The following is a 19,438-nucleotide window of genomic DNA, read 5'->3' on the forward strand; positions in this document are numbered from 1 at the left end:
CCTTCCACACCCGCGCGTTGGCGCGCGAGCGTTTGCTGCTAATCGTTAAGGGTCGAAAGCTCAACCACATCCAGAATCAGTGCCACGCTGCCGTCACCAAGAATCGTCGCGGCCGATACGCCTTTCACTTTGCGGTAGTTCTGCTCAAGGTTTTTCACCACCACCTGTTGCTGGCCGAGTAGTTGATCGACCCACAGCGCATAGCGGACGCCCGCGCTCTGCACAATCACCACAATGCCATCGTCGCTGTGCGCGTCGCCATTGACCGCGAAGCGCTGGCGCAACAGCACCAGCGGCAGATACTCACCGCGCACCTGCAATAGGCGCTCTTCACCGACAAAGCGGCAGATCATCTCTTCTTTCGGCTGCAGGGATTCCATGACGGCGCCCAGCGGCAGCACATAGATTTCATCGGCCACTTTCACCAGCATGCCGTCGAGAATGGCCAGCGTCAGCGGCAGGAAAATGCTGATCGTGCTGCCTTCCCCGGTGCGGGAGTGAATATCCACATGGCCGCCCATCGACAGAATATTTCGCCGCACCACGTCCATGCCCACCCCGCGTCCTGAGACATCGGTGACGCTTTCGGCCGTAGAGAAACCGGCAGCAAAAATCAGCATCCACACGTCGTCATCACTGATCGTTTCGCTGACGTTCATCCCTTGCGAGCGCGCCTTAGCAAGGATTTTTTCACGGTTCAGGCCAGCACCGTCGTCCGTCACTTTTATCACGATGTTGCCACCGTGATGTTCCGCCGAAAGCGTTAAATTGCCGCACGCCGGTTTGCCTTTCGCCAGACGTTCTTCGGGAGATTCGATACCGTGATCGAGACTGTTACGCACCAGATGCGTCAGCGGATCGATAATGCGTTCAATCAGGCTCTTATCCAGTTCGGCCGATCCGCCTTTTAGCGTCAACTCCACCTGCTTATTGAGGCGCGACCCCAAATCGTGCACCAGGCGCGGGAAGCGGCTGAACACGTAATCCATCGGCATCATGCGGATCGACATCACCGATTCCTGCAGCTCACGCGTATTCCGCTCCATCTGCGCCACGCAGTTTTGCAACCTGTCGTAGCTGCCGGGCTCGAGCGAATTGGTGAGCTGTGACAACATCGCCTGGGTGATGATCAGCTCGCCAACCTGATTGATGATCTGGTCAACTTTACTGACCGCCACGCGAATGCTGCTTGATTCCTGATTCGCCGCACGCGGCGCAGCGGCAGCAACTGCTGGCGCAGGTTTTTCTGCCACCACCGGAGGCGGTGCGATAACGGGCGCTGGCGCGCTCACTTCCGCTGCCGCTGTCGATTCAATCAGGATCTGCGTGTCGTCCAGCACAAAGCAGAGCACCGCCGAGATCTCCTCGGCGGTGACGCTGGTGAGCAGATCCACGGTCATGCTGTTGCCGAGGCTTTCCACCTGCATGATTGTGCCAAGATGCTGCAGCTCTTCACGTAGCAGTGTCTGTTCACGCGGCTCAACCGCGCTAAGGGTAACGCGTAAAAGCGATTCATCACCGCTCTGCGCCGGAACGGGGCTGGCAGCGACCGCCGCCGCCGCGGGTGGCGTTACCGGCTCGCCCTGCTCCAGCAAGGCAATCTCACGCAGCGCCTGACAAATATAGTGAAAACTCGCCTCATCGGGCTCCTGCGAAGACTGATACGCTTCCAGCTGCGCTTGCATAATGTCTTTACTTTCCAGAAACAGGTTAATGTGGTTACGGTTGAGCATCAGTTTGCCGCTGCGCGCCTCGTCCAGCAGGTTTTCCAGCAGATGAGTGGTTTGCTGCAGCGCACTGAAGCCAAACGTGCCCGCGCCGCCTTTCAGCGAGTGGGCCGCGCGGAAAATCGCGTTAAGCTGCTCTTTGTCCGGCGAAGCCAGATCCAGTTGGAGCAGATGCTGCTCCATATCCGCCAGCAGCTCTTCCGCCTCACTGAAGAAAATCTGCGAAAAATCATTCACGTCCATCGGTGTAACCCTGAACCTCTTTCAGCTGAGCGCCGTTAATTTCTGCCATTTCCGGCACCTCGGATACCGGCTGCACGCTGCGGGTTTCGCTACGGATCGCCTGCTCTTTACTGCGGCTCAACACCAGAATACTGATGCGGCGATTGCGCGGATCGTCTGGTGCCACATCCTCTAACGGCAAGTGGCTGGCATTGCCGATGACGCGCAGGAAGCGTTCATCACTCAATCCGGCGCTCACCAGCACACGACGAACCGCATTGGCACGGCCGGTGGAGAGCTCCCAATTGCTATAGCCGCCGACGCCGCCCGAATACGGCAGTGAATCGGTGTGACCGGTCAGACTGATCTTGTTAGGCAGCTCATTCAGCAACGGCACCAGCGCTTGCAGGATGCCGTTCATATAGGATTCCGGTATTTCGCTACCGATCTTGAACATCGGTCGATTTTGCGAATCGGTAATCTGGATCAGTAGCCCATCGTTGGTAAGGGTGAGCAAAATATTGGATTTGAAGTTGTTCAGCCGCGGATCGGTTTGAATCATCTGCTGCAGCTTTTTCTTCGCCTGTCGCAGACTTTCCAGCGCCTGCTGGCGGCTCACCGCATCCATTTGCTTTTTAAAGACTTCGCCATCTTTTTTAACCAGATCGTCACCGCCGCCGGGGATCACGCTGTCGCTCAGGCTGGTTTTATTGCCTTGCGCCAGGGCGGGTTTTAACGGCACGCGAAAGTAATCGGCTATCTGCTCACGCTGCGTGGGATCGGATTGCGACAGCAGCCACATCACTAAAAAGAACGCCATCATGGCGGTCATAAAGTCGGCGTAAGCGATCTTCCAGGTGCCGCCATGGTGCGCGTGTTTATGCTTCTTGCGCTTGCGGACAATAATCGGCGTATCTTTTTTCATGCGGCAGCTGCATCCGAGGGTTTGGATTTCAGGCTGGCGTTCGATTTCACTTCGCGCACGTGCTCTTCCAGCTCTTCAAAAGAGGGACGTTCGCTGGTGTAAATGGTCTTACGGCCAAATTCCACTGCAATCTGCGGCGCGTAACCGTTCAGGCTGGAGAGCAGCGTGACTTTGATGCACTGCAAAATCTTCACCTGATCGCTACTTTTCTGGCGCAGCAGCGTGGCCAGCGGCAGAACAAAGCCGTAAGCAATCAGAATACCGAGGAAGGTCCCCACCAGCGCGTGGGCAATCAGCATGCCCAGCTCAGCAGCAGGACGATCGGCTGCGGCCAGCGCGTTCACCACGCCCATTACCGCCGCGACAATACCAAAAGCCGGAAACGCATCGCCGACGTTATTCAGGCTCTGCGCCGGGACTTCCAGCTCCTCTTCACAGGTTTCGATCTCTTCGTCCATCAACGCTTCGATCTCATGCGAATTCATGCTGCCGCCAATCATCAGGCGGAAGTAGTCCATGACGAAGTTGCTGAGCATCGGATCGCTCATCAAACGTGGATAGGCGCTGAGAATCTCGCTGTTCTGCGGATCTTCAATATCCTTCTCCAGCGTCATCAGGCCATGCACGCGGCTTTTGGTCAGCAGCAAAAACAGCATCGCCATCAGATCCATGTAGACCGCTTTGTTATAACGTCGACCTACGAAGAGCCTGGCAACCGCGCGACCGGTAGATTTGAGGGATTTAACGTTGTTACCAACAATGAAGGCGCCAACGCCAGCACCACCAATAATCAGCAGTTCTAGCGGCTGGAACAGGGCGGCAAGTTCACCGCCGGAGAGCACAAAACCACCAAAGACAGTGAAGATAACCACAAGATAGCCAATGATAACTAACACAACTTCTCCTTTCTGATTTTATCTCCGGCGCGGTAAAACCACGCCGGCTACTTGCCATCTTGTTAGCCGCACCTGTCAGGGGATCAGGCGTTTACCAACATAAAGTTGCTGGCAGCCAGCGGGCTCGACTCGCTAGCAAAATTCACCTGAGACTTCTTAAATGCACGCGATGGCGGACTACACAAACTGCACGTGAACGGATTTTTGATAAATTCCGTGGTCACAATAAAACCGCCCTGACATACGCTGCAGGCTTTACGCGAAATAATGCCGCAATCAATAAAGCGTAATAATGTCCAGGCACGCGTCAGCCCCAGTACCGGTTTATCACCCTCTCGTGATGGGCACTGTTCCAGATATAAACGATACGTTTTCATCAGCGTCTGGATGGACGGTGCCTTTTCGGTACTTTTTAAATAGAGGTAGATGTTATAAAACATCGACGAATGTATATTTTGTTCCCAGGACATAAACCAGTCTTCTGAGAACGGCAGCATCCCTTTCGGTGGCGGGCAGCCGCGTAACTCTTTATATAAGCGCAACAGGCGACGACGGCTTAATGAGGTTTCCGTTTCCAGAATCTGCATACGCGCGCCGAGGGTAATCAGCTCCATCGCAATATTTACTTCGTGTACTTCTTGCAGCAGGCTTTTCTCACACATTCCAGACACCTCGCTCTGCAACTTCTGGCGGTGCTTCACTGAGTGAATTAAGCAAATTGGTTGAAAGAATGATGCCAGTATGAATTTGCTGCAGTGCTTCTATACGTGAATCCTTGGTTAGGTTTTCGATGACCACTTCATCATCAACACGAAGTCGGCATATAAATTGATTGGTTGCCGCCAACTTCATTAACTGCGGCAGTGACAACTCTTTTAAGTTATCCATAGTTCCCTCGGATAATCCCAGGCGGAAACCAGCAGCAAACTTATCCTGACGGATTATCTGCTGAGCAAGCAGTAGATATGACAAATTGATATCATGGATGTGTTGAAGATATTCATCGAAATTAGACACTGAGTAACACCTCAAAGTTTATTAATCATAAACAGGTAAAATCAAAAAGGTGATCATTGTTATCAGCTGGAAATTCGCATCTCTGCAACACCGCTCGTTCACATTTATTTCACACCAATGTGTAGAGTGGATAACCCATATTCCAGACTAATGAAAACCACCTCATCGGAAAGTGGAAAAAGCATAACTTCTAGGATTATTCCTGGCAATCAGTCGAAAACAGGCCTAATCCGATGTTATTCACTAACCTTATGATTAAACTATGATTATTGAGCTGTTAAACGTTCTTAAACCTTATGCGTTAATATTAAGCCTCTATTTTAACCGCTGTTAACATTATTAACACCCTGGCTTCATACCTCGAACGAGGTATCATCCATCCTGCTGCGTAAGCGTTTAATTGCCAGACTATGCAACTGACTAACGCGCGTTTCCGTCACGCCAAGAATCAAGGCAATCTCTTTCATGTTAAGATCTTGTTGATAATAGAACTGCAGGATACGCTGCTCGCGCTCCGGGAAAAAACGAATATGCTCAGCAATACTCTCCACCAGCTTATTCTGAATGGTTTCATATAGCGGATTGAGCGATTCATGTTCGTCGGTTGATGTTTCCCAGGCATCCGGAGACATTTCCTGCAACTCTTCTATCGAATACATTTGGCTGGTATTGGTATCGGCCAGCATTTGATGAAATTCGTTGAGAGAAATGCCCATGCGCTCAGCAATATCCAGCTCGCTGGCTTCACGCCCCTGCTCTTGTTCTATTTCACGAATAATGGCAACCATTTCACGTGAATGGGTTCTGACGCGACGCGGTACCCAATCACGTTCACGTAATTCATCCATTAATGACCAGCGCACGCGTTGTATTATCCAGGCGCTGAGCGTGACGCCTTTCTTTGGGTCGAACGTTTCAACAGCACCTAAAAAACCGATGGCGCCAGCCTGAATAAGATCGTCCAGCTCGACACTGGCCGGCAATCGCTTTTGTAAGCGTAAAGCTTCCTGCCGTACCAGATAGTGGTATTTCGACCACAGCGCTGTTTTATCTTCCAGCCCTTCGGCTGTATAAATACCGTTCACGTTACTTTTCCACCCCATATTCTCAGTGAGAATTATCCGGTGAAAACGCCTTTTCAAATAGTGCAATAAGGCTTTATAACATGGCGCTTTCCGGTACTTAATTAGCCTGCTTGCGTAATTACGTTGAGAAAGCGCCAATCGGTGCGGCTATTTATCGCCTTTGAATAAATTAAAAGGTTTCCCACTGGGCGTGGTTATTATCTGGCTTCGCGTGTAAACGTGGCGCGTGCATTTTCATCGGCAGCAAATCGTGCTGATGGGTAACGTGTTCACCAAGCGCAAATTGCGCCACCAGTTTTTCCAGCTCGTCGGAATGCGCTTCCAGCTCACCCGCCGCCATCGCCGCTTCTTCCACCATCGCGGCGTTCTGCTGCGTCACCAGATCCATTTCGTTGACGGCCTGGGAAATCTGATTGATTCCGGCGCTCTGCTCATCGGATGCGGAGGTAATTTCACCCATAATCTGGCGCACCTGCGCCACGGACGTGACGATATCCTGCATCACTACGCTCGCCTGATTCACCTGACGTGAGCCGCTATCCATATTGCTTACGCAGGTATTGATCAGCGTATTGATCTCTTTGGCCGCTTCGGCACTGCGTTTCGCCAGATTACGCACTTCTTCGGCTACGACGGCAAATCCACGCCCCTGCTCACCCGCGCGTGCCGCTTCAACCGCAGCGTTCAGCGCCAGAATATTAGTTTGGTTGGCAATGCTGTCGATGACGCCGTTGATGTCGGCGATCTGACGCGAGCTATCGGTAATTTGCACCATGATCTGCTCAAGGTTTTGCATCGCTTCACCACCCTGCTGCGCATTGCTGCTGGCGCTTTCCGCCAGCTGGCGTGCGGCATAAGCGTTGTCGGCATTTTGCCGTACCGTGGTTTTGATCTGTTCCATGCTGGCGGCGGTTTGCTGCAGCGCAGCGGCCTGCTCCTCGGTGCGAGAAGAGAGATCGTTATTGCCCTGAGCAATTTCTTGTGAATTGGTGTGCATGCGCACTACGCCTTCACGAATGCTGAAAATCGTACTGCTGAGAGAGGCGCGCATCGCTTCCAGTTCGGCCAGCATGGCGCCAATTTCATCGCGATTGCCGTGCTCAATGACGTTACTGAGATCGCCAGAACCCACGCGTTTCAGCACATCAATGGTCATATCCATGCGCTTCACCAGCGCGCGGCGCAGCCAGAAGCGCACCATGAACAACATCACCAGCGCAATCACCACCACCGTGCAGCCCAACACCATCATGGCGTTGTAGTCCGCTTCTGCCGTCGCCACCGCTTCATCACTGTGTTGGTCAGCGATCAGGCTAAACTGATTGATTTTTTCACGCAGCGCGCTGCGCAGTGACTGAAGATTTGCTGGCGTATGACGGTATTCACGCGAGCTATGCACCGCATCCAGATTCGCCTGCACCGCCGTATAAAGATCGTTAAATGCGCTGTTCACTTCAGCGGCAGCCCGCTGTTCCTGGTCATTATTGAACGGGGAAGCCATATAGTCGTCCACGGCATCGAGAGACATTTTCAGCACATTTTTGGTGAGCATTTCGGTTTCCGGCGAAACGGTTTCACCGCGCATCACCATCATCATCATGTCGCCAATATTCGCCTGCGCGGCGCTAATGTTATAGGCGGCATCGCGCATCTGGTCGCTATTAGTTGCAGCCACTAAAATACGTTTAAAGTTAAGGTTATTGATATAGGTGTTATAGGTCGTGAACGCCGTCACGCCCATTAGCGTCACGGCGAAAACGCCAATCACCAGGCTCAACCTGGTATATATTTTCAAATTATTAAACATAGTTTGTGTTCTCTACCGCCAGCAGAGAAACGGCTGGCGGTAAGACGTCCTGGAAAGTGAATAAAGGAGTGAAGCGATTATTTATTGAATAAATTCATCTTCTGCATTGACTGGAATACCATCATCGAAGCCGTGAGGGAAAATTCCGACATTTTGGAATCCATCAACAGGCTGGTCATGGTTTCGTAATCAGAACCAATCGCCGTCTGCACCTGCACGGTTAGATCGTTGATCATCGTATCGCCGTTCATATCTAATGCGTCGATCTGCTGCAAATTAGTCCCCAGCTCAGCCTGCGCCTTACCCAGGCGATCAATGCCTGAATCGACTGCCTTGCTCGCAACACTAAGCGCCGCCTGCATGGCATCCGGGTCGAGGGGATCGCGCAACAGTTCGGTGATTGCTCCATCCAGGTCTTTGAACAGATCGCCAAACACGTCGTTGCCTAGATGACCCACCGTCATTTCGGTGCCGTCCGCAATCGTCAGCTTGCGCGCTTCCCCGCCACCGATATAGGTGCCGCTGCTATCAAAAGCCGGACTGTCGGTTTTAAAACCGGAGAAGATGTAGCGGCCGCTGCCGTCGCGGTTATTCGCCAGATCCAGCAGATTGGCACGAATACCCTGCAGCTCTTTCCCCAGCGCAGCGCGATCTTCTGCTGAGTAAGTATCGCTTTTCGCCGCAACGATTTTTTCTGTCAGGCTGGTGGTCATTAAATTGCCCACGCCGCTTAAAATATTATCTTCATGCTGCAATGCATTACGCGTCGATGAACGGACATTTTTGTACAGCTCCTGCTTCGCCAGCGCATCCTGCGATTTTACCGCGCTGGTGGCAGCACTCGGATCGTCTGAGGCGCGCAATAATGATTTCATATTAGAAAGGCGTAACAGCACATCATTATTATCACTTACGCGCTTCGACATACCTTCAGCGCTTTGTTTAAACATATAAAGCGTACTTAATCGCATTATATTTTCCTTATTTAATGGCTAACAGGGTGTCGAGTAACGACGTTGCGGTTTGCAACATCTGCGCGCTCGCCTGGTAATATTGTAAGAACATCGTCATATTGACGTTTTCTTCATTCAGATCGACACCCGAGAAGGCCTGCTTGGTTTCAAGTTTGGTGTCGGCATCAATTTGGGCTGACGTCATATTCGACTGCACGGCGCGGGCGTTGGAACCGATGGTGCCCACCAGGCTGGAATAGGCTTCGCTCAGCGTGCTTTTACCAATCAGTTTCTCGTCCTGGATTTTCAGCATTTTTTCCAGGTTGTTGTTATTGCTTGGGCCGCCATCTACTTTGTCGGACGCGGCAAAGTCTTGCGCGCTGGCCAGCGCACGGCTAATGCCGGTTGCGGCACCGGCGACCGGGTTGAGCGTAAAACTGTCGCCCGAAGCGGCACCCGCCGGCACATCAATCTCTACGCCGTCAAAGGCCAGGGTATCGCCGGAGAGCGTGGCTGGCACGGTGCGTCCGTCCGCCCCCTTCACTGTCCACTGGCTACCGTCAAAGCTGATGCTGTAATCCTCAGCATTCACTTTGGTGTAATCCGTGACTTTGCCATTGGTGAGATTGCCCGTGCCGGTGTTTTTCGTATTGGCAAAGACCTGCATATCGGGCAGCTTGAACAGGTCGCCACCGGCGTCGCCCGCTGGCGTATAACCCTGACGATGCTGTTCGTTAAAGCGGCTGGCCATCTGGAACGCAATTTGATCCAGTTCGTTGCGCGCCAGCTCCAGATCTTCATTACGGAACTTGAACAAGCCCGACAGGCGGCCTTTGGTAAAGCTGGCTTCGTTAATCGCCTCGCTTTTACCCTCTTTGTTCACGTAAGAGACAATGGTTTTATTGGGATCGCTCGGCGAAGGGGACGTGGCGAGTTTGTACTGCTCTTCACCAAACACCAGCGGGCGACCATCTGACAGCGTGACGTCAACGCGGCCGGTGATTTTATTCTCGGTGACATCAATGCCAACCTGCAAAGCCAACGATTCCAGCAGGGCATCACGCTGATCCAGTAGATCGGCCGGAGCGGAGCCATTCTGTGCCTGCACGCGCTCCAGCTGCTTGTTAATCTCCGCCAGCTGTTGGGTGTAGGCATTAATATCTTTGACGCTCAGATCGATCTGGCTGTTGGTGCTTTTTTCCAGATTATCCAGACGTTTGCCGCTTTCGTTAAAGCGCTGTGTTAACACGCCGAGTGAGCTATACACCGCCGCGCGTGCCGGGCCATCGGAGGCATCGCCGCTCAGCGTTGCCATCGATTTAAACAGGTTGTTCAGTGACACCGAAACGTTGTCCGACACATCGCCCAGCATGTTATCGATATCGGCCAACTGCTGATAACGTCCGTCCAGCGCCCCAAGTTTAGAGCCTGAATCCCGCAGCTGAGTATTGGTAAACGCATCGTAGACACGGCTAATATTGTTCACTCTGGCGCCGTAGCCGTAGAAACCCTGCGCCGTGGCGAGGCCACCCGATTCCCCAATAATCATTTCACGACGACTATAGTTCTGCGACGTAGCATTAATCATGTTGCTACCCACAACATTTAAAGCGGACTGACCTACATTCAGGCCACTTTTCGCTAAATTAAACAGGTTATTCATAAGTTCTCTGTAGATATCAAGATGACCTGCTAATTGCCGCCAGGCCAAAATATTCAGTCGGTATATAACTCATCGGTGATAGTAAAAATCTCTAAAACACCTTCTTCAAAATAATTGCGCCAGGTCAGTTTTATAGGCTGAAACGCCCTGCTGAATATCCCCTTTGACCTTTTGAATAATATTGATGAGTTTGGTTGCGTAGGCCGGATCGGTGGCATAACCGCCCGCCTGCAGCGCTTTCGCGCCCTGCTCCGCCGTGGTGGAATTCACCACACGGCTGTAGCGTGGATTGTTGGTCAATAACTTCGCGTAATCTGCCAGCGCATGTTCGTAGGAGTCGTATACGCGGAAGGCGGCTTTCACTTTCTGCTTCACGCCGTTGATATATTCGGTGGTGGTGATCTCAGCCGTTTTACCTTTCCAGTCGCCGGTCGCCTTAATGCCGAACAGATTGTGGCTTGGGCTGCCATCGGCGGCCGGGATTTCACGCTGGCCCCAGCCCGATTCCAGCGCGGCCTGCGCCAGAATCAGATGCGGATGCACGCCACTCTGCTGCGCGGCCGCCTGCGCCGGACGCATCAGCTTGGCAATAAAGTTGTTGCCGCTGATGTTCTGGTTACCAAACGATACCGGTGCCGGTAAACGTACCGGTCCGGTGGCGGCACGCGCGAAGGCGGTGGGCTTGCCTGCCGCCAGTGACACCGGATCGCTGCCGGGTGCGCTGAGGTTATGTTGTTCACTCTCACCGCCGAGCTGGCGGACGATAAGATCGGCAAAGCCGAGCTGTCCTCCCTCGGCGATGTTTTGTGCAACTTGTTGATCGTGCATGGCGGTAAACATCTCCGACGACTGGCTATGCAGCAGATCGTCTTTGATGGTGGCATCGCGCATGCTTTTCATCATCATCTGCACGAAAATGCCCTCCATCTGCTGCGCCGCGGCTTTTAAGGCGCCGGGCGACTGCCGCCCGGCCTCCCGTTTCAGCTTATCCAGCGAGCGCACATCAAAGGCTGGCCGATCAAACTTATCCATCGCATCCATTAATTGATCTCCAGTTTCGCCCGCAGGCAACCGGCGTTTTTCATCGCCTCAAGAATCGACATCAGCTCATTCGGCGTGGCACCCAGCGTGTTCAGCGCGCGCACCACGGTATTGAGATCGGTGCTGCTGCGTACGCTTTGTAATGAACCGCCGTTATCACGCACCGAGATATCGGTTTGCGGCGTGACCACCGTTTGCCCACCGCCAAACGGCGTGTCCGGCTGGCTGACCACATTGTTTTGCGTCACTTCCACTGTCAGCGCACCGTGCGCCACGGCGCAGGCATCCAGCGAAACATGCCGGTTCATCACCACCGAACCGGTGCGCGAATTTACGATCACTTTGGCATCCTGCACGCTAACGCGTACCGGAATGTCCTGAACCGCCGCAAGGAAGCGTACGCGCTCTGGGCCGGTGGCCGGGGCAAACAGGCGAATGGTACGCGCATCTTCAGGAATGGCCGCCCCGCCGTTATAGCGACGGTTGATCTCATCGCTGATCAGTTGCGCCAGCGAGAAATCGGATTCATTCAGCTGCAAACGCACCACGTTCTGGCTGGCAAAATCATTGGGTATTTCGCGCTCAACCGTGGCGCCCGAGCTGATGCGCCCGCCGTTGAGCTGGTTAACCTGCACGCGGCTGCCGCCTGCAGAAGCACCCGCGCCGGAGATCAGCACGTTGCCCTGTGCGATGGCATAGATTTGGTTATCCGCGCCTTTCAGCGGCGTCATCAGCAGCGTGCCACCGCGCAGACTTTTCGCATTACCCAGCGAAGAGACCACGATATCCAGCTTATCGCCGGAACGGGCAAACGGTGGCAGCTCTGCCGTGACCATTACCGCCGCGATGTTTTTCAGCTGCATATTGGTACCCGGCGGCACGGTAATGCCGAGCTGCGACAGCATGTTATTCAGGCTTTGGCCGGTAAAGGGCGCCTGCATGGTCTGGTCGCCCGTGCCATCCAGACCCACAATCAGGCCGTAGCCCATCAGGGCGTTAGAACGCACGCCCTGCACCGTAGCCAGATCGCGCACGCGTTCTGCCTTCGCCGCACCCGGCAGCATCACCGTACAGGCGATGAGCAGGATGCTAAAAAATACAAACAGGGATTCTTTTTTCATTGCCGTATCAGAATGGAGAAAGGTTCAGGAAGAAGCGCTGCAGCCAGCCCATATTCTGCGCTTCGTTGATATAGCCGTTTCCGACATATTCGATACGCGCATCGGCCACCTGGGTCGATGGCACGGTGTTATTGCCGCTGATGGTGCGCGGGTTAATCACGCCAGAGAAACGAATGAACTCGGTGCCCTGATTAATGGCGATCTGCTTTTCGCCCACCACTTGCAAATTGCCGTTCGGCAACAGCTGGTTGACCGTAACGGTAATGGTGCCGGTGAAGGTATTACGCGCTGCCGCGCCGCCTTTACCGGAGAAATCGTTGCTGCCGCTGGCGTCAAAATCTGCTTTGCCATTACCCAGCCAGCCTTTGAGCTTACCCGGCAAGGCGGTGAGGCCCGCACCGGCAGAGCCGTCACGATTGGCGCTGGCAGAAGAGCTTTTGCTGGCGCTGACGTTTTCCTGCAGCAGCACCGTCAGCGTGTCGCCGACGTTACGCGGGCGGCGATCCTCAAACATCGGCTGATAGCCATAATTCATCGACTGGCCCGCCTGGAACAGCGAACCGCTGGTGACCGTCGTCGCCATCGGCGTCGGCGCGGCCGAGGTGGGGCCGGTGACCAGCGGTTTCTGCATGATGTGGGCGCAACCGCTCAGCAGCAGTGCACAGGCGATGACCGCAACCGGCGGCAAGGTATAGAAAGAAGTTTTCATTTCAATGTCGTAATAGTCCGGGCGTGGCGGATGTTGCAGGCCGCGCCCGGAGAGGGAAATTACAGCTGAGAAAGACGCTGCAGCATCTGATCCGAGGCGGATACCGCTTTACTGTTGATCTCGTAAGCGCGCTGAACCTGAATCATGTTCACCAGCTCTTCGGCCACGTTGACGTTGGAGGTTTCGATGTAGCTCTGCTTCAACGTACCGGCATCTTCCAGGCCCGGGTTCAGCTCATTTGGCGCACCGGACGACTGGGTTTCGCGGTACAGGTTGCCGCCAATGCTCTCCAGACCGGCGTCATTGACGAAGGTCGCCAGCGTCAGCTGACCAATTTGCTGTGGCTGCGCCTGGCCAGGCACGGTGGCGCTGACAATACCGTCGGCGCTGATTTCCAGTTTCTTAGCATCCGCCGGTACAGTGATGCCCGGCTGCACCGGGTGGCCTTCGGCATTCACCAGCTGGCCGTTCTCATTTTTATCGAAATGGCCATCGCGGGTGTAAGCGGTGCTGCCATCCGGCAACTGCACCTGGAAGAAACCTTTACCCTCGATCGCCACATCGGTCTCATTGCCGGTCTGGTTCAGTCCGCCCTGCGTGTGAACACGCTGGGTCGAGACGGGACGCACGCCGGTACCAAGCTGCAGGCCGCTTGGCAGCGAACTCCCTTCAGATGCCTGCGCGCCAGGCTGACGCATGGTTTGGTATAACAGATCCTGAAATACCGCACGCTGACGCTTAAAGCCGTTGGTATTCACGTTCGCCAGGTTGTTGGAGATAACGTCCATGTTGGTCTGCTGTGCTTCCAGACCGGTTTTTGCGATCCATAAAGAACGAATCATGTTGATGCTCCTTGGCGCGGCTTAGCCGACGCTCAGTAACTGGTTAGCCTTTTGGGCATTTTCGTCGGCGGTACGAATCACTTTCATGTTCATATCGAAGCCACGCGAGTTAGCGATCATCTCTGCCATCGCCTTAACCGGGCTGACGTTGCTGCCTTCCAGTGCTTCGGGGCTGAGGCGCAGCTGCTCATCCTGCGCCAGCGCGCCCGCCGCTGCGGAACGGAACAGGCCATCATCGCCGTGCAGCAGGCTGCTCATTTCCGCATTGACCATTTTCAGGCGGCCGACCTGCACCAGCGCGGTGGCATCGTCACCGCCGCCCAGCGCGGAGATGGTGCCGTCCGCGCCAATGGTCACTTCCGACTGCGGCGGCACGGTTAACGCCGCGCCATCGCCCATCAGTGGATGACCACCGACGCTCAGCGCGCCCTGGTTATCCACCTCAATGGTGCCGTTGCGGGTATAGGCTTCGCTGCCGTCCGGCATTTCCACCGCCAGCCAACCGTTCTGTGGCAGCGCCACGTCCAGGTTGCGTCCGGTGTGGGTGATGGGACCCATGCTCTCGTCGTGGAACGGCGTTGATTCCGCCACCAGCGCACGGGTGTTGAGGCTTTCGCCTGCCACCGGAACGGCGCGGAACGCCGCCAGCTGCGCGCGGAAACCGGCCGTTGAGCTGTTCGCCAGATTGTTGGAGGTAACCGCCTGGCGATTGAGCGAGGCGTTGGCGGCGCTCATGGCGGTGTATATTGCGCGATCCATTCAGGCCGTCCTTAACGCAGGTTAACCAACGTCTGCAACAGCTCAGACTGGGTTTTAATGGTTTGCGAGTTCGACTGGTAGTTACGCTGATAAACGATCATGTTGACCATCTCCGCACCCATATCGACATTCGACTGCTCCAGCATGCTGCCGTTGACGTCACCAAAACTGCCGGTGCCGGACGCGCCGAGGAACGGCTGACCTGAGCTCGATGATTCTGACCAGACGTTGTTACCTTCAGACTGCAAACCGCTGGTATTGGGGAAATCGGCCAGCACGATCTGCGCCACGGTTTGACGCTTACCGTTGCTGTAGGTGGCAACCACTTCGCCGTTATCGCCAATCTTAAAGTTCTGGTATTTACCCGGTGCCTGACCATCGATTTCGCCGAGTTTCACCAGGCTGTCACTGGCATTTTTCGTCAGCGCTTTTAAATCAAGCTGCAGATTAAGTGGGTTGGCGCCGTTGAGCGCAGCACCCGTAATGTTCATGACGCCGCCAGCGGGGACGGTAGTGCCAGGGATCAGGTTGCCGCTGGCATCAAACTTCAGCTGCATCTCTGAATAGATAGGCTTCGGCGGTGAACCCGTGTCCATCCGGGGTGACGTTTCATCACCCGCATAGGCTTTCCACTCGCCCGGCGAGGTCTGGACGAAATAGACTTTGACGGTGTGCTTGCTGCCCAGGCTGTCGGTGGCTTCGATCTGGCTGACGAAGTTATAGGTGCTTGGGTCTTCCGCATTAAAGGCGCTGGCGATCACCTTGTCGTCATCGGCTTTCAGATTGCCCGTGAGCGTGCCGGCGGTTGAGGCTTCTGGCTGCATATCATCGGTAGGAATGCGGATCGGTCCAATCGGCGCGCCTGGCTCAATTTTCGGCGGTGTGCCCGTGGCCTGGTAGCCGGTCAGGTACATGCCGCCACTGTTGATGACGTTGCCCTTTTCATCGGTATTGAACTGGCCGTTACGGCCGTAGAACACGCTGCCGCCTTCGTTCACAAAACGGAAAAAGCCTTTGCCATCGATCGCGATATCCAGATCGCGTCCGGTTGATGCGAGGCTACCGCTGTTGAAGTCCTGGTTGATGCCCGCAACCTGCACACCCAAACCGGTGGTACCGGCGAAGATGTCAGCAAATGAAACCGAACCGGCTTTGAAACCAACGGTCTGGGAGTTGGCGATGTTGTTGCCTACCACGTCCAACGCTTTAGATGCTGCATTAAGGCCGCTCAGGCCCTGAGAAAAACTCATAATGAAATTCCAGAAAGTAAGAGGGATTATTATTGGATGACAAAAATATCGGCCAGCGTAACCATGTCGTCGCGACCCACCAGATGCAGGTACGGGCCTGCGTCGGTTAAGGTCACACCCGCGACCGTTTCTGCCGTCAGGCCAGTGACATCAACGGTGTCCTCACCTTTTTTGGCGCTGAAAGTGACGGTGTACTCGGTATCAGGCGCGGGTTCAGCCGGTTTGAATTCTTTCAGATCGTCGAGGCTGAATTTCTTGGTGCCCGCCTTAACGTTTTTCAGATCTGCGGTGTAGGCATTGCCTTCCGCATCGGTCAGCGTCACGGTGACGGTGTCAGCATCGTTCTTCAGGTAGAAGTTGAAGTCTTGAGACTCTGGCGTCGCGTTCGTATCGGCGATCGGCAGAATTTCGTTATTGCGGCCCACGGTCACCTTAGGATCCCCTTCCATCAGCACGCTACGCCCAACCCATGACGCCGCATTCATGCTTCCCAGCGAAATCATCGTCTGCTGCATATTTTGCGCTGCGGTATTCAGCTTCTCGATGCCCGCTGCGGTATTGAACTGTGCCAGCTGTGAAGTGAGCTGGTTGTTGTCCATGGGATTGGTGGGATCCTGATTTTGCATCTGTGCCACCAACAGCTGCATAAAGCTGTCGGATAAATCGGCGGCGGCGCTGCCGTTGCCCGATGATGCTGAGTTAACGCTGTTATTTACTGCAGAAACCATGTGCTCAGTCCTTACTGGCCAAGGGTTAAGGTTTTCAGCATCAGGCTCTTAGCAGAGTTCATCACTTCTACGTTGGCTTGATAGCTGCGTGAGGCGGAGATGGTGTTCACCATCTCATCCACCACGTTGACGTTGGGCATGCGCACATAGCCCTGTTGGTCGGCCAGCGGATTACCCGGCTCATACACCATGCGATCCGGCGCGCTGCTCTCCACAACGTCACTCACCCGCACGCCGCCGACATCCTGACCGGCCTGTGCCTCCACCGAGAACACCACCTGACGTGCGCGATACGGCTGGCCGTCTGGACCGACGACGCTGTCGGCGTTCGCCATGTTGCTGGCGCTAACGTTGAGGCGCTGTGACTGCGCCGCCATCGCTGAGCCGGAAATATCAAATATGCTGAAAAGTGACACTGATCATTACCCCTGGTTTAATACCGTCATCATTTTCTTAATATCCGCGCCAAGGAAGGTCAGCCCGGATTGATATTTCACGCCGTTATCCGCGAAATTAACGCGCTCGCGGTCCATATCCACGGTATTACCATCGGCACTCGGCTGATCCGGAATGCGATACATTAATTGATCGTCGTCAATTAATTTTCCTTTGGCTGCAATATGCCGGTCTGACGTTAATGCCAGTGAGACCGGTGATTTCGCCATTTGTTGATTATCCATGGCGTTTTTTAACTGCTTTGTAAAATCAATGTCACGCGCCTGATAACCCGGCGTGTCGGCATTGGCAATATTTGATGCCAGGATATCCTGCCGGCGCGAGAGTAAACCCAGCGCTTGCTGCTGAAAACGAAACGCGTCGTCCAGTTTATTGACCATTAAAGATGGCTCCTGCTACAGATTATTTTACCGGCGATAGTGTAGACAGCAGCGGTGAATTATCACACTGCGAAGAGTCGACAGAAATAAACGCATTTAGACTCATAAAATAAAGCAATGCGGGTTGAGAGGAATGAAGCGAGTAAATGGCGACAAAGGTGTTGCCATTTACCGCATTAAAAGCAACGCATCAGCGGTTATAATTTAATCACGCTGAATACAGCACACGTTTTCTTTTTATATTTAAGGCACCCCGGATGAAAATCCCTCTTGTAAATATCTTCGCTACCGCGTTGGCCTGCTGTTCGCTGCCGTTAATCGCCAGCGTGCCGGATACGCCCTCCGCCATTGAGCGGCTGCAAACGCGCCTGGATGCGCTGCTTTCACCTCAGGTGGAAGTGAACACTGACATCGTGCGCACCGTGGAGCTGCTGGCCACGCCACAGCAGCTGGCGGCGTTATGTGAAAACCCGGAGCTGCGACTGGCGGGACACGATACGCGCCTGACCGGCAAGCGCACGGTGATCGCCAACTGCGGCAAGCGCAATCACTACTTACCGGTGCGCATCAGCGCCCAGGGCAGCTGGTGGGTGGCCGCCCACGATCTGGCCGGTGGTGACATCATCCAGCCAGGCGATATTAAGCGCGTAACGGGAAATCTTGAGGGGCAACCGCTGGGACTCGTGTTTGAAGCCAATGAGATTGTGGGTCAGCGTTTGACCCGGGGGTTAGCGCTGGGAAAGCCGTTAGTACAGAGTCAGTTGCGCCAGCAGTGGCGCTTGCGCTCAGGACAAACCGTTGACCTGGTCACCACCTCGGCGGGCCTGCGTATTCGCAGCCAGGGCAAGGCGATGAACAACGCGGCGGTCAACGATACGTTAAAAGTTCGGCTCAATAATGGTCGTACAATCAATGGCAAAGTGAACGAAGACGGCCAGGTGACGATTTTTTTACAACAATAATTTTAGTTTTTTCGCCAATCACCGATGACTAGTTTATACGCAGTGGCACACCTAAAACTGGCGAGGATGAATATGAGTATTGAAAGCACCAAAGCAACCGCAGCGATTAACACGATCGCCGCCACGCAGGATATGCGCACCCGCTCACAGACGCAGAATAATGAACCGTCATCTGCTGGCCGCGCAAAAGCGGATAAAACCGAAGTCACCCTGAGTGCGCTGACCAAACAGATTCAAACCAACGACAGCCGCGACGTAAATTATGCGCGCGTTGCTGAAATCCGTGCCGCATTAGCCGCAGGCGAAATGCCGATTGAGCCCGAGAAAATAGCGCAATCGCTGGTGCAGGAACTCTTTCAGTTTTAATAATTGCAGGCCTTTTTAAGTTATGGAAAAGCTTTTTCCTATTTTGACACAGATGAAAACGTCTCTGGACGAACTAGAGGCGATTATGATTGAGGAAGTCAATCAGCTAAATCGCACGCAGATAAACCCGGTTTCACTGCAAATCCTGACCGATAATAAAAGTCAGCTGCTGTCGACCATTCAATATTATGATGAACTGCGTCGCCAGCAGGAGCAGCAGTCTGCGCTTGAAGCGCCCTACCATCAACACAGCAAATTATTTGCCTGCTGGCAATTGGTAAGCGAACGCGTGCGCATTACCAAATCACTTAATCTACAAGTGGAACATCTGCTGCAAGGCCATATGAAGAAGAATCAGCAAATGCAAAAAGTGGTAGAGAAAGTCGGCCACAATACCAGCACACTTTATGGCCCCGCAGGAGAATCCAATAATCTGCCGAGCGGACGCAAATACAATATTAGTATCTGATTTCCTGACCTCTGGATGTTTATTTACTCGCCTTCACGGCGAGTTTTTTTTGCCCGGCGT

At 54.1% G+C, this 19,438-nt stretch carries 21 protein-coding genes; 3 read left to right on the top strand and 18 right to left on the bottom strand.

What is annotated here, in order from left to right; translation table 11 throughout:
- Positions 1-38: 38 nt before the first annotated feature.
- From cheA to flgB, 18 genes are all read right to left on the bottom strand, one after another.
- Positions 39-1,970 (bottom strand): chemotaxis protein CheA, encoded by a 1,932-nt coding sequence (cheA, locus tag AC07WB_RS12005; RefSeq protein WP_400456285.1) that lies wholly within the window; start codon positions 1,968-1,970, stop codon positions 39-41.
- Positions 1,957-2,874, bottom strand: coding sequence for a flagellar motor protein MotB (gene motB / locus AC07WB_RS12010; RefSeq protein WP_345829167.1), 918 nt, complete (start codon positions 2,872-2,874; stop codon positions 1,957-1,959). Before motB ends, cheA begins: the two co-directional genes overlap by 14 nt.
- Entirely contained in the window at positions 2,871-3,770 is a 900-nt protein-coding gene (motA, locus tag AC07WB_RS12015) for a flagellar motor stator protein MotA (protein ID WP_097096841.1), read from the bottom strand. The genes motB and motA overlap by 4 nt, the downstream gene beginning before the upstream one ends.
- A gap of 83 nt (positions 3,771-3,853) precedes the next feature.
- A complete protein-coding gene (gene flhC / locus AC07WB_RS12020; protein WP_097096840.1) occupies positions 3,854-4,432 on the bottom strand; it encodes a flagellar transcriptional regulator FlhC in 579 nt (192 codons plus the stop codon).
- Positions 4,425-4,787 carry a flagellar transcriptional regulator FlhD gene (gene flhD / locus AC07WB_RS12025; RefSeq protein ID WP_494940565.1) on the bottom strand — a complete coding sequence of 121 codons (363 nt, stop codon included), beginning with the start codon at positions 4,785-4,787 and terminating at the stop codon, positions 4,425-4,427. Before flhD ends, flhC begins: the two co-directional genes overlap by 8 nt.
- Positions 4,788-5,140: 353 nt before the next feature.
- Entirely contained in the window at positions 5,141-5,872 is a 732-nt protein-coding gene (locus AC07WB_RS12030; protein WP_097097683.1) for an RNA polymerase sigma factor FliA, read from the bottom strand.
- A gap of 169 nt (positions 5,873-6,041) precedes the next feature.
- A complete protein-coding gene (locus AC07WB_RS12035; protein WP_494940566.1) occupies positions 6,042-7,679 on the bottom strand; it encodes a methyl-accepting chemotaxis protein in 1,638 nt (545 codons plus the stop codon).
- Between the two features lie 77 nt (positions 7,680-7,756).
- Entirely contained in the window at positions 7,757-8,650 is an 894-nt protein-coding gene (gene flgL, locus AC07WB_RS12040; RefSeq protein ID WP_097096837.1) for a flagellar hook-associated protein FlgL, read from the bottom strand.
- Between the two features lie 10 nt (positions 8,651-8,660).
- On the bottom strand, positions 8,661-10,295 hold the full coding sequence (flgK, locus tag AC07WB_RS12045) for a flagellar hook-associated protein FlgK (protein WP_494940567.1): 1,635 nt from the start codon (positions 10,293-10,295) through the stop codon (positions 8,661-8,663).
- A gap of 105 nt (positions 10,296-10,400) precedes the next feature.
- A complete protein-coding gene (gene flgJ / locus AC07WB_RS12050; RefSeq protein ID WP_400456294.1) occupies positions 10,401-11,336 on the bottom strand; it encodes a flagellar assembly peptidoglycan hydrolase FlgJ in 936 nt (311 codons plus the stop codon).
- The gene (locus tag AC07WB_RS12055) at positions 11,336-12,457 is read right to left on the bottom strand and encodes a flagellar basal body P-ring protein FlgI (protein ID WP_097096834.1); all 1,122 of its coding nucleotides are present in this window, start codon (positions 12,455-12,457) and stop codon (positions 11,336-11,338) included. The genes flgJ and AC07WB_RS12055 overlap by 1 nt, the downstream gene beginning before the upstream one ends.
- 7 nt (positions 12,458-12,464) lie before the next feature.
- Entirely contained in the window at positions 12,465-13,166 is a 702-nt protein-coding gene (gene flgH / locus AC07WB_RS12060; protein WP_097096833.1) for a flagellar basal body L-ring protein FlgH, read from the bottom strand.
- Between the two features lie 59 nt (positions 13,167-13,225).
- Positions 13,226-14,008, bottom strand: a complete 783-nt coding sequence (flgG, locus tag AC07WB_RS12065) for a flagellar basal-body rod protein FlgG (protein WP_097096832.1) — start codon at positions 14,006-14,008, stop codon at positions 13,226-13,228.
- A 21-nt stretch (positions 14,009-14,029) separates the two neighbouring features.
- Positions 14,030-14,767, bottom strand: a complete 738-nt coding sequence (locus tag AC07WB_RS12070) for a flagellar basal body rod protein FlgF (RefSeq protein ID WP_494940568.1) — start codon at positions 14,765-14,767, stop codon at positions 14,030-14,032.
- Positions 14,768-14,778: 11 nt separating this feature from the next.
- On the bottom strand, positions 14,779-16,017 hold the full coding sequence (gene flgE / locus AC07WB_RS12075) for a flagellar hook protein FlgE (protein WP_494940569.1): 1,239 nt from the start codon (positions 16,015-16,017) through the stop codon (positions 14,779-14,781).
- Positions 16,018-16,046: 29 nt separating this feature from the next.
- On the bottom strand, positions 16,047-16,745 hold the full coding sequence (locus AC07WB_RS12080) for a flagellar hook assembly protein FlgD (RefSeq protein ID WP_097096829.1): 699 nt from the start codon (positions 16,743-16,745) through the stop codon (positions 16,047-16,049).
- Between the two features lie 11 nt (positions 16,746-16,756).
- Positions 16,757-17,161: a flagellar basal body rod protein FlgC gene (flgC, locus tag AC07WB_RS12085; protein ID WP_097096828.1), complete on the bottom strand. Its 405-nt coding sequence runs from the start codon at positions 17,159-17,161 to the stop codon at positions 16,757-16,759.
- 6 nt (positions 17,162-17,167) lie between these two features.
- A complete protein-coding gene (gene flgB / locus AC07WB_RS12090; RefSeq protein ID WP_097096827.1) occupies positions 17,168-17,581 on the bottom strand; it encodes a flagellar basal body rod protein FlgB in 414 nt (137 codons plus the stop codon).
- A 257-nt stretch (positions 17,582-17,838) separates the two neighbouring features.
- Between flgB and flgA the strand changes: the two genes are divergently transcribed.
- The 3 genes from flgA to AC07WB_RS12105 all read left to right on the top strand — a co-directional run bounded on the left by flgA (position 17,839) and on the right by AC07WB_RS12105 (position 19,378).
- A complete protein-coding gene (gene flgA, locus AC07WB_RS12095; RefSeq protein ID WP_494940570.1) occupies positions 17,839-18,543 on the top strand; it encodes a flagellar basal body P-ring formation chaperone FlgA in 705 nt (234 codons plus the stop codon).
- Positions 18,544-18,615: 72 nt separating this feature from the next.
- A complete protein-coding gene (gene flgM / locus AC07WB_RS12100; RefSeq protein WP_097096825.1) occupies positions 18,616-18,909 on the top strand; it encodes a flagellar biosynthesis anti-sigma factor FlgM in 294 nt (97 codons plus the stop codon).
- A gap of 22 nt (positions 18,910-18,931) precedes the next feature.
- Entirely contained in the window at positions 18,932-19,378 is a 447-nt protein-coding gene (locus AC07WB_RS12105; RefSeq protein WP_097096824.1) for a flagella synthesis protein FlgN, read from the top strand.
- Positions 19,379-19,438: the final 60 nt, after the last annotated feature.

This window comes from Pantoea sp. GW821-FHT03E06, from assembly GCF_059420725.1.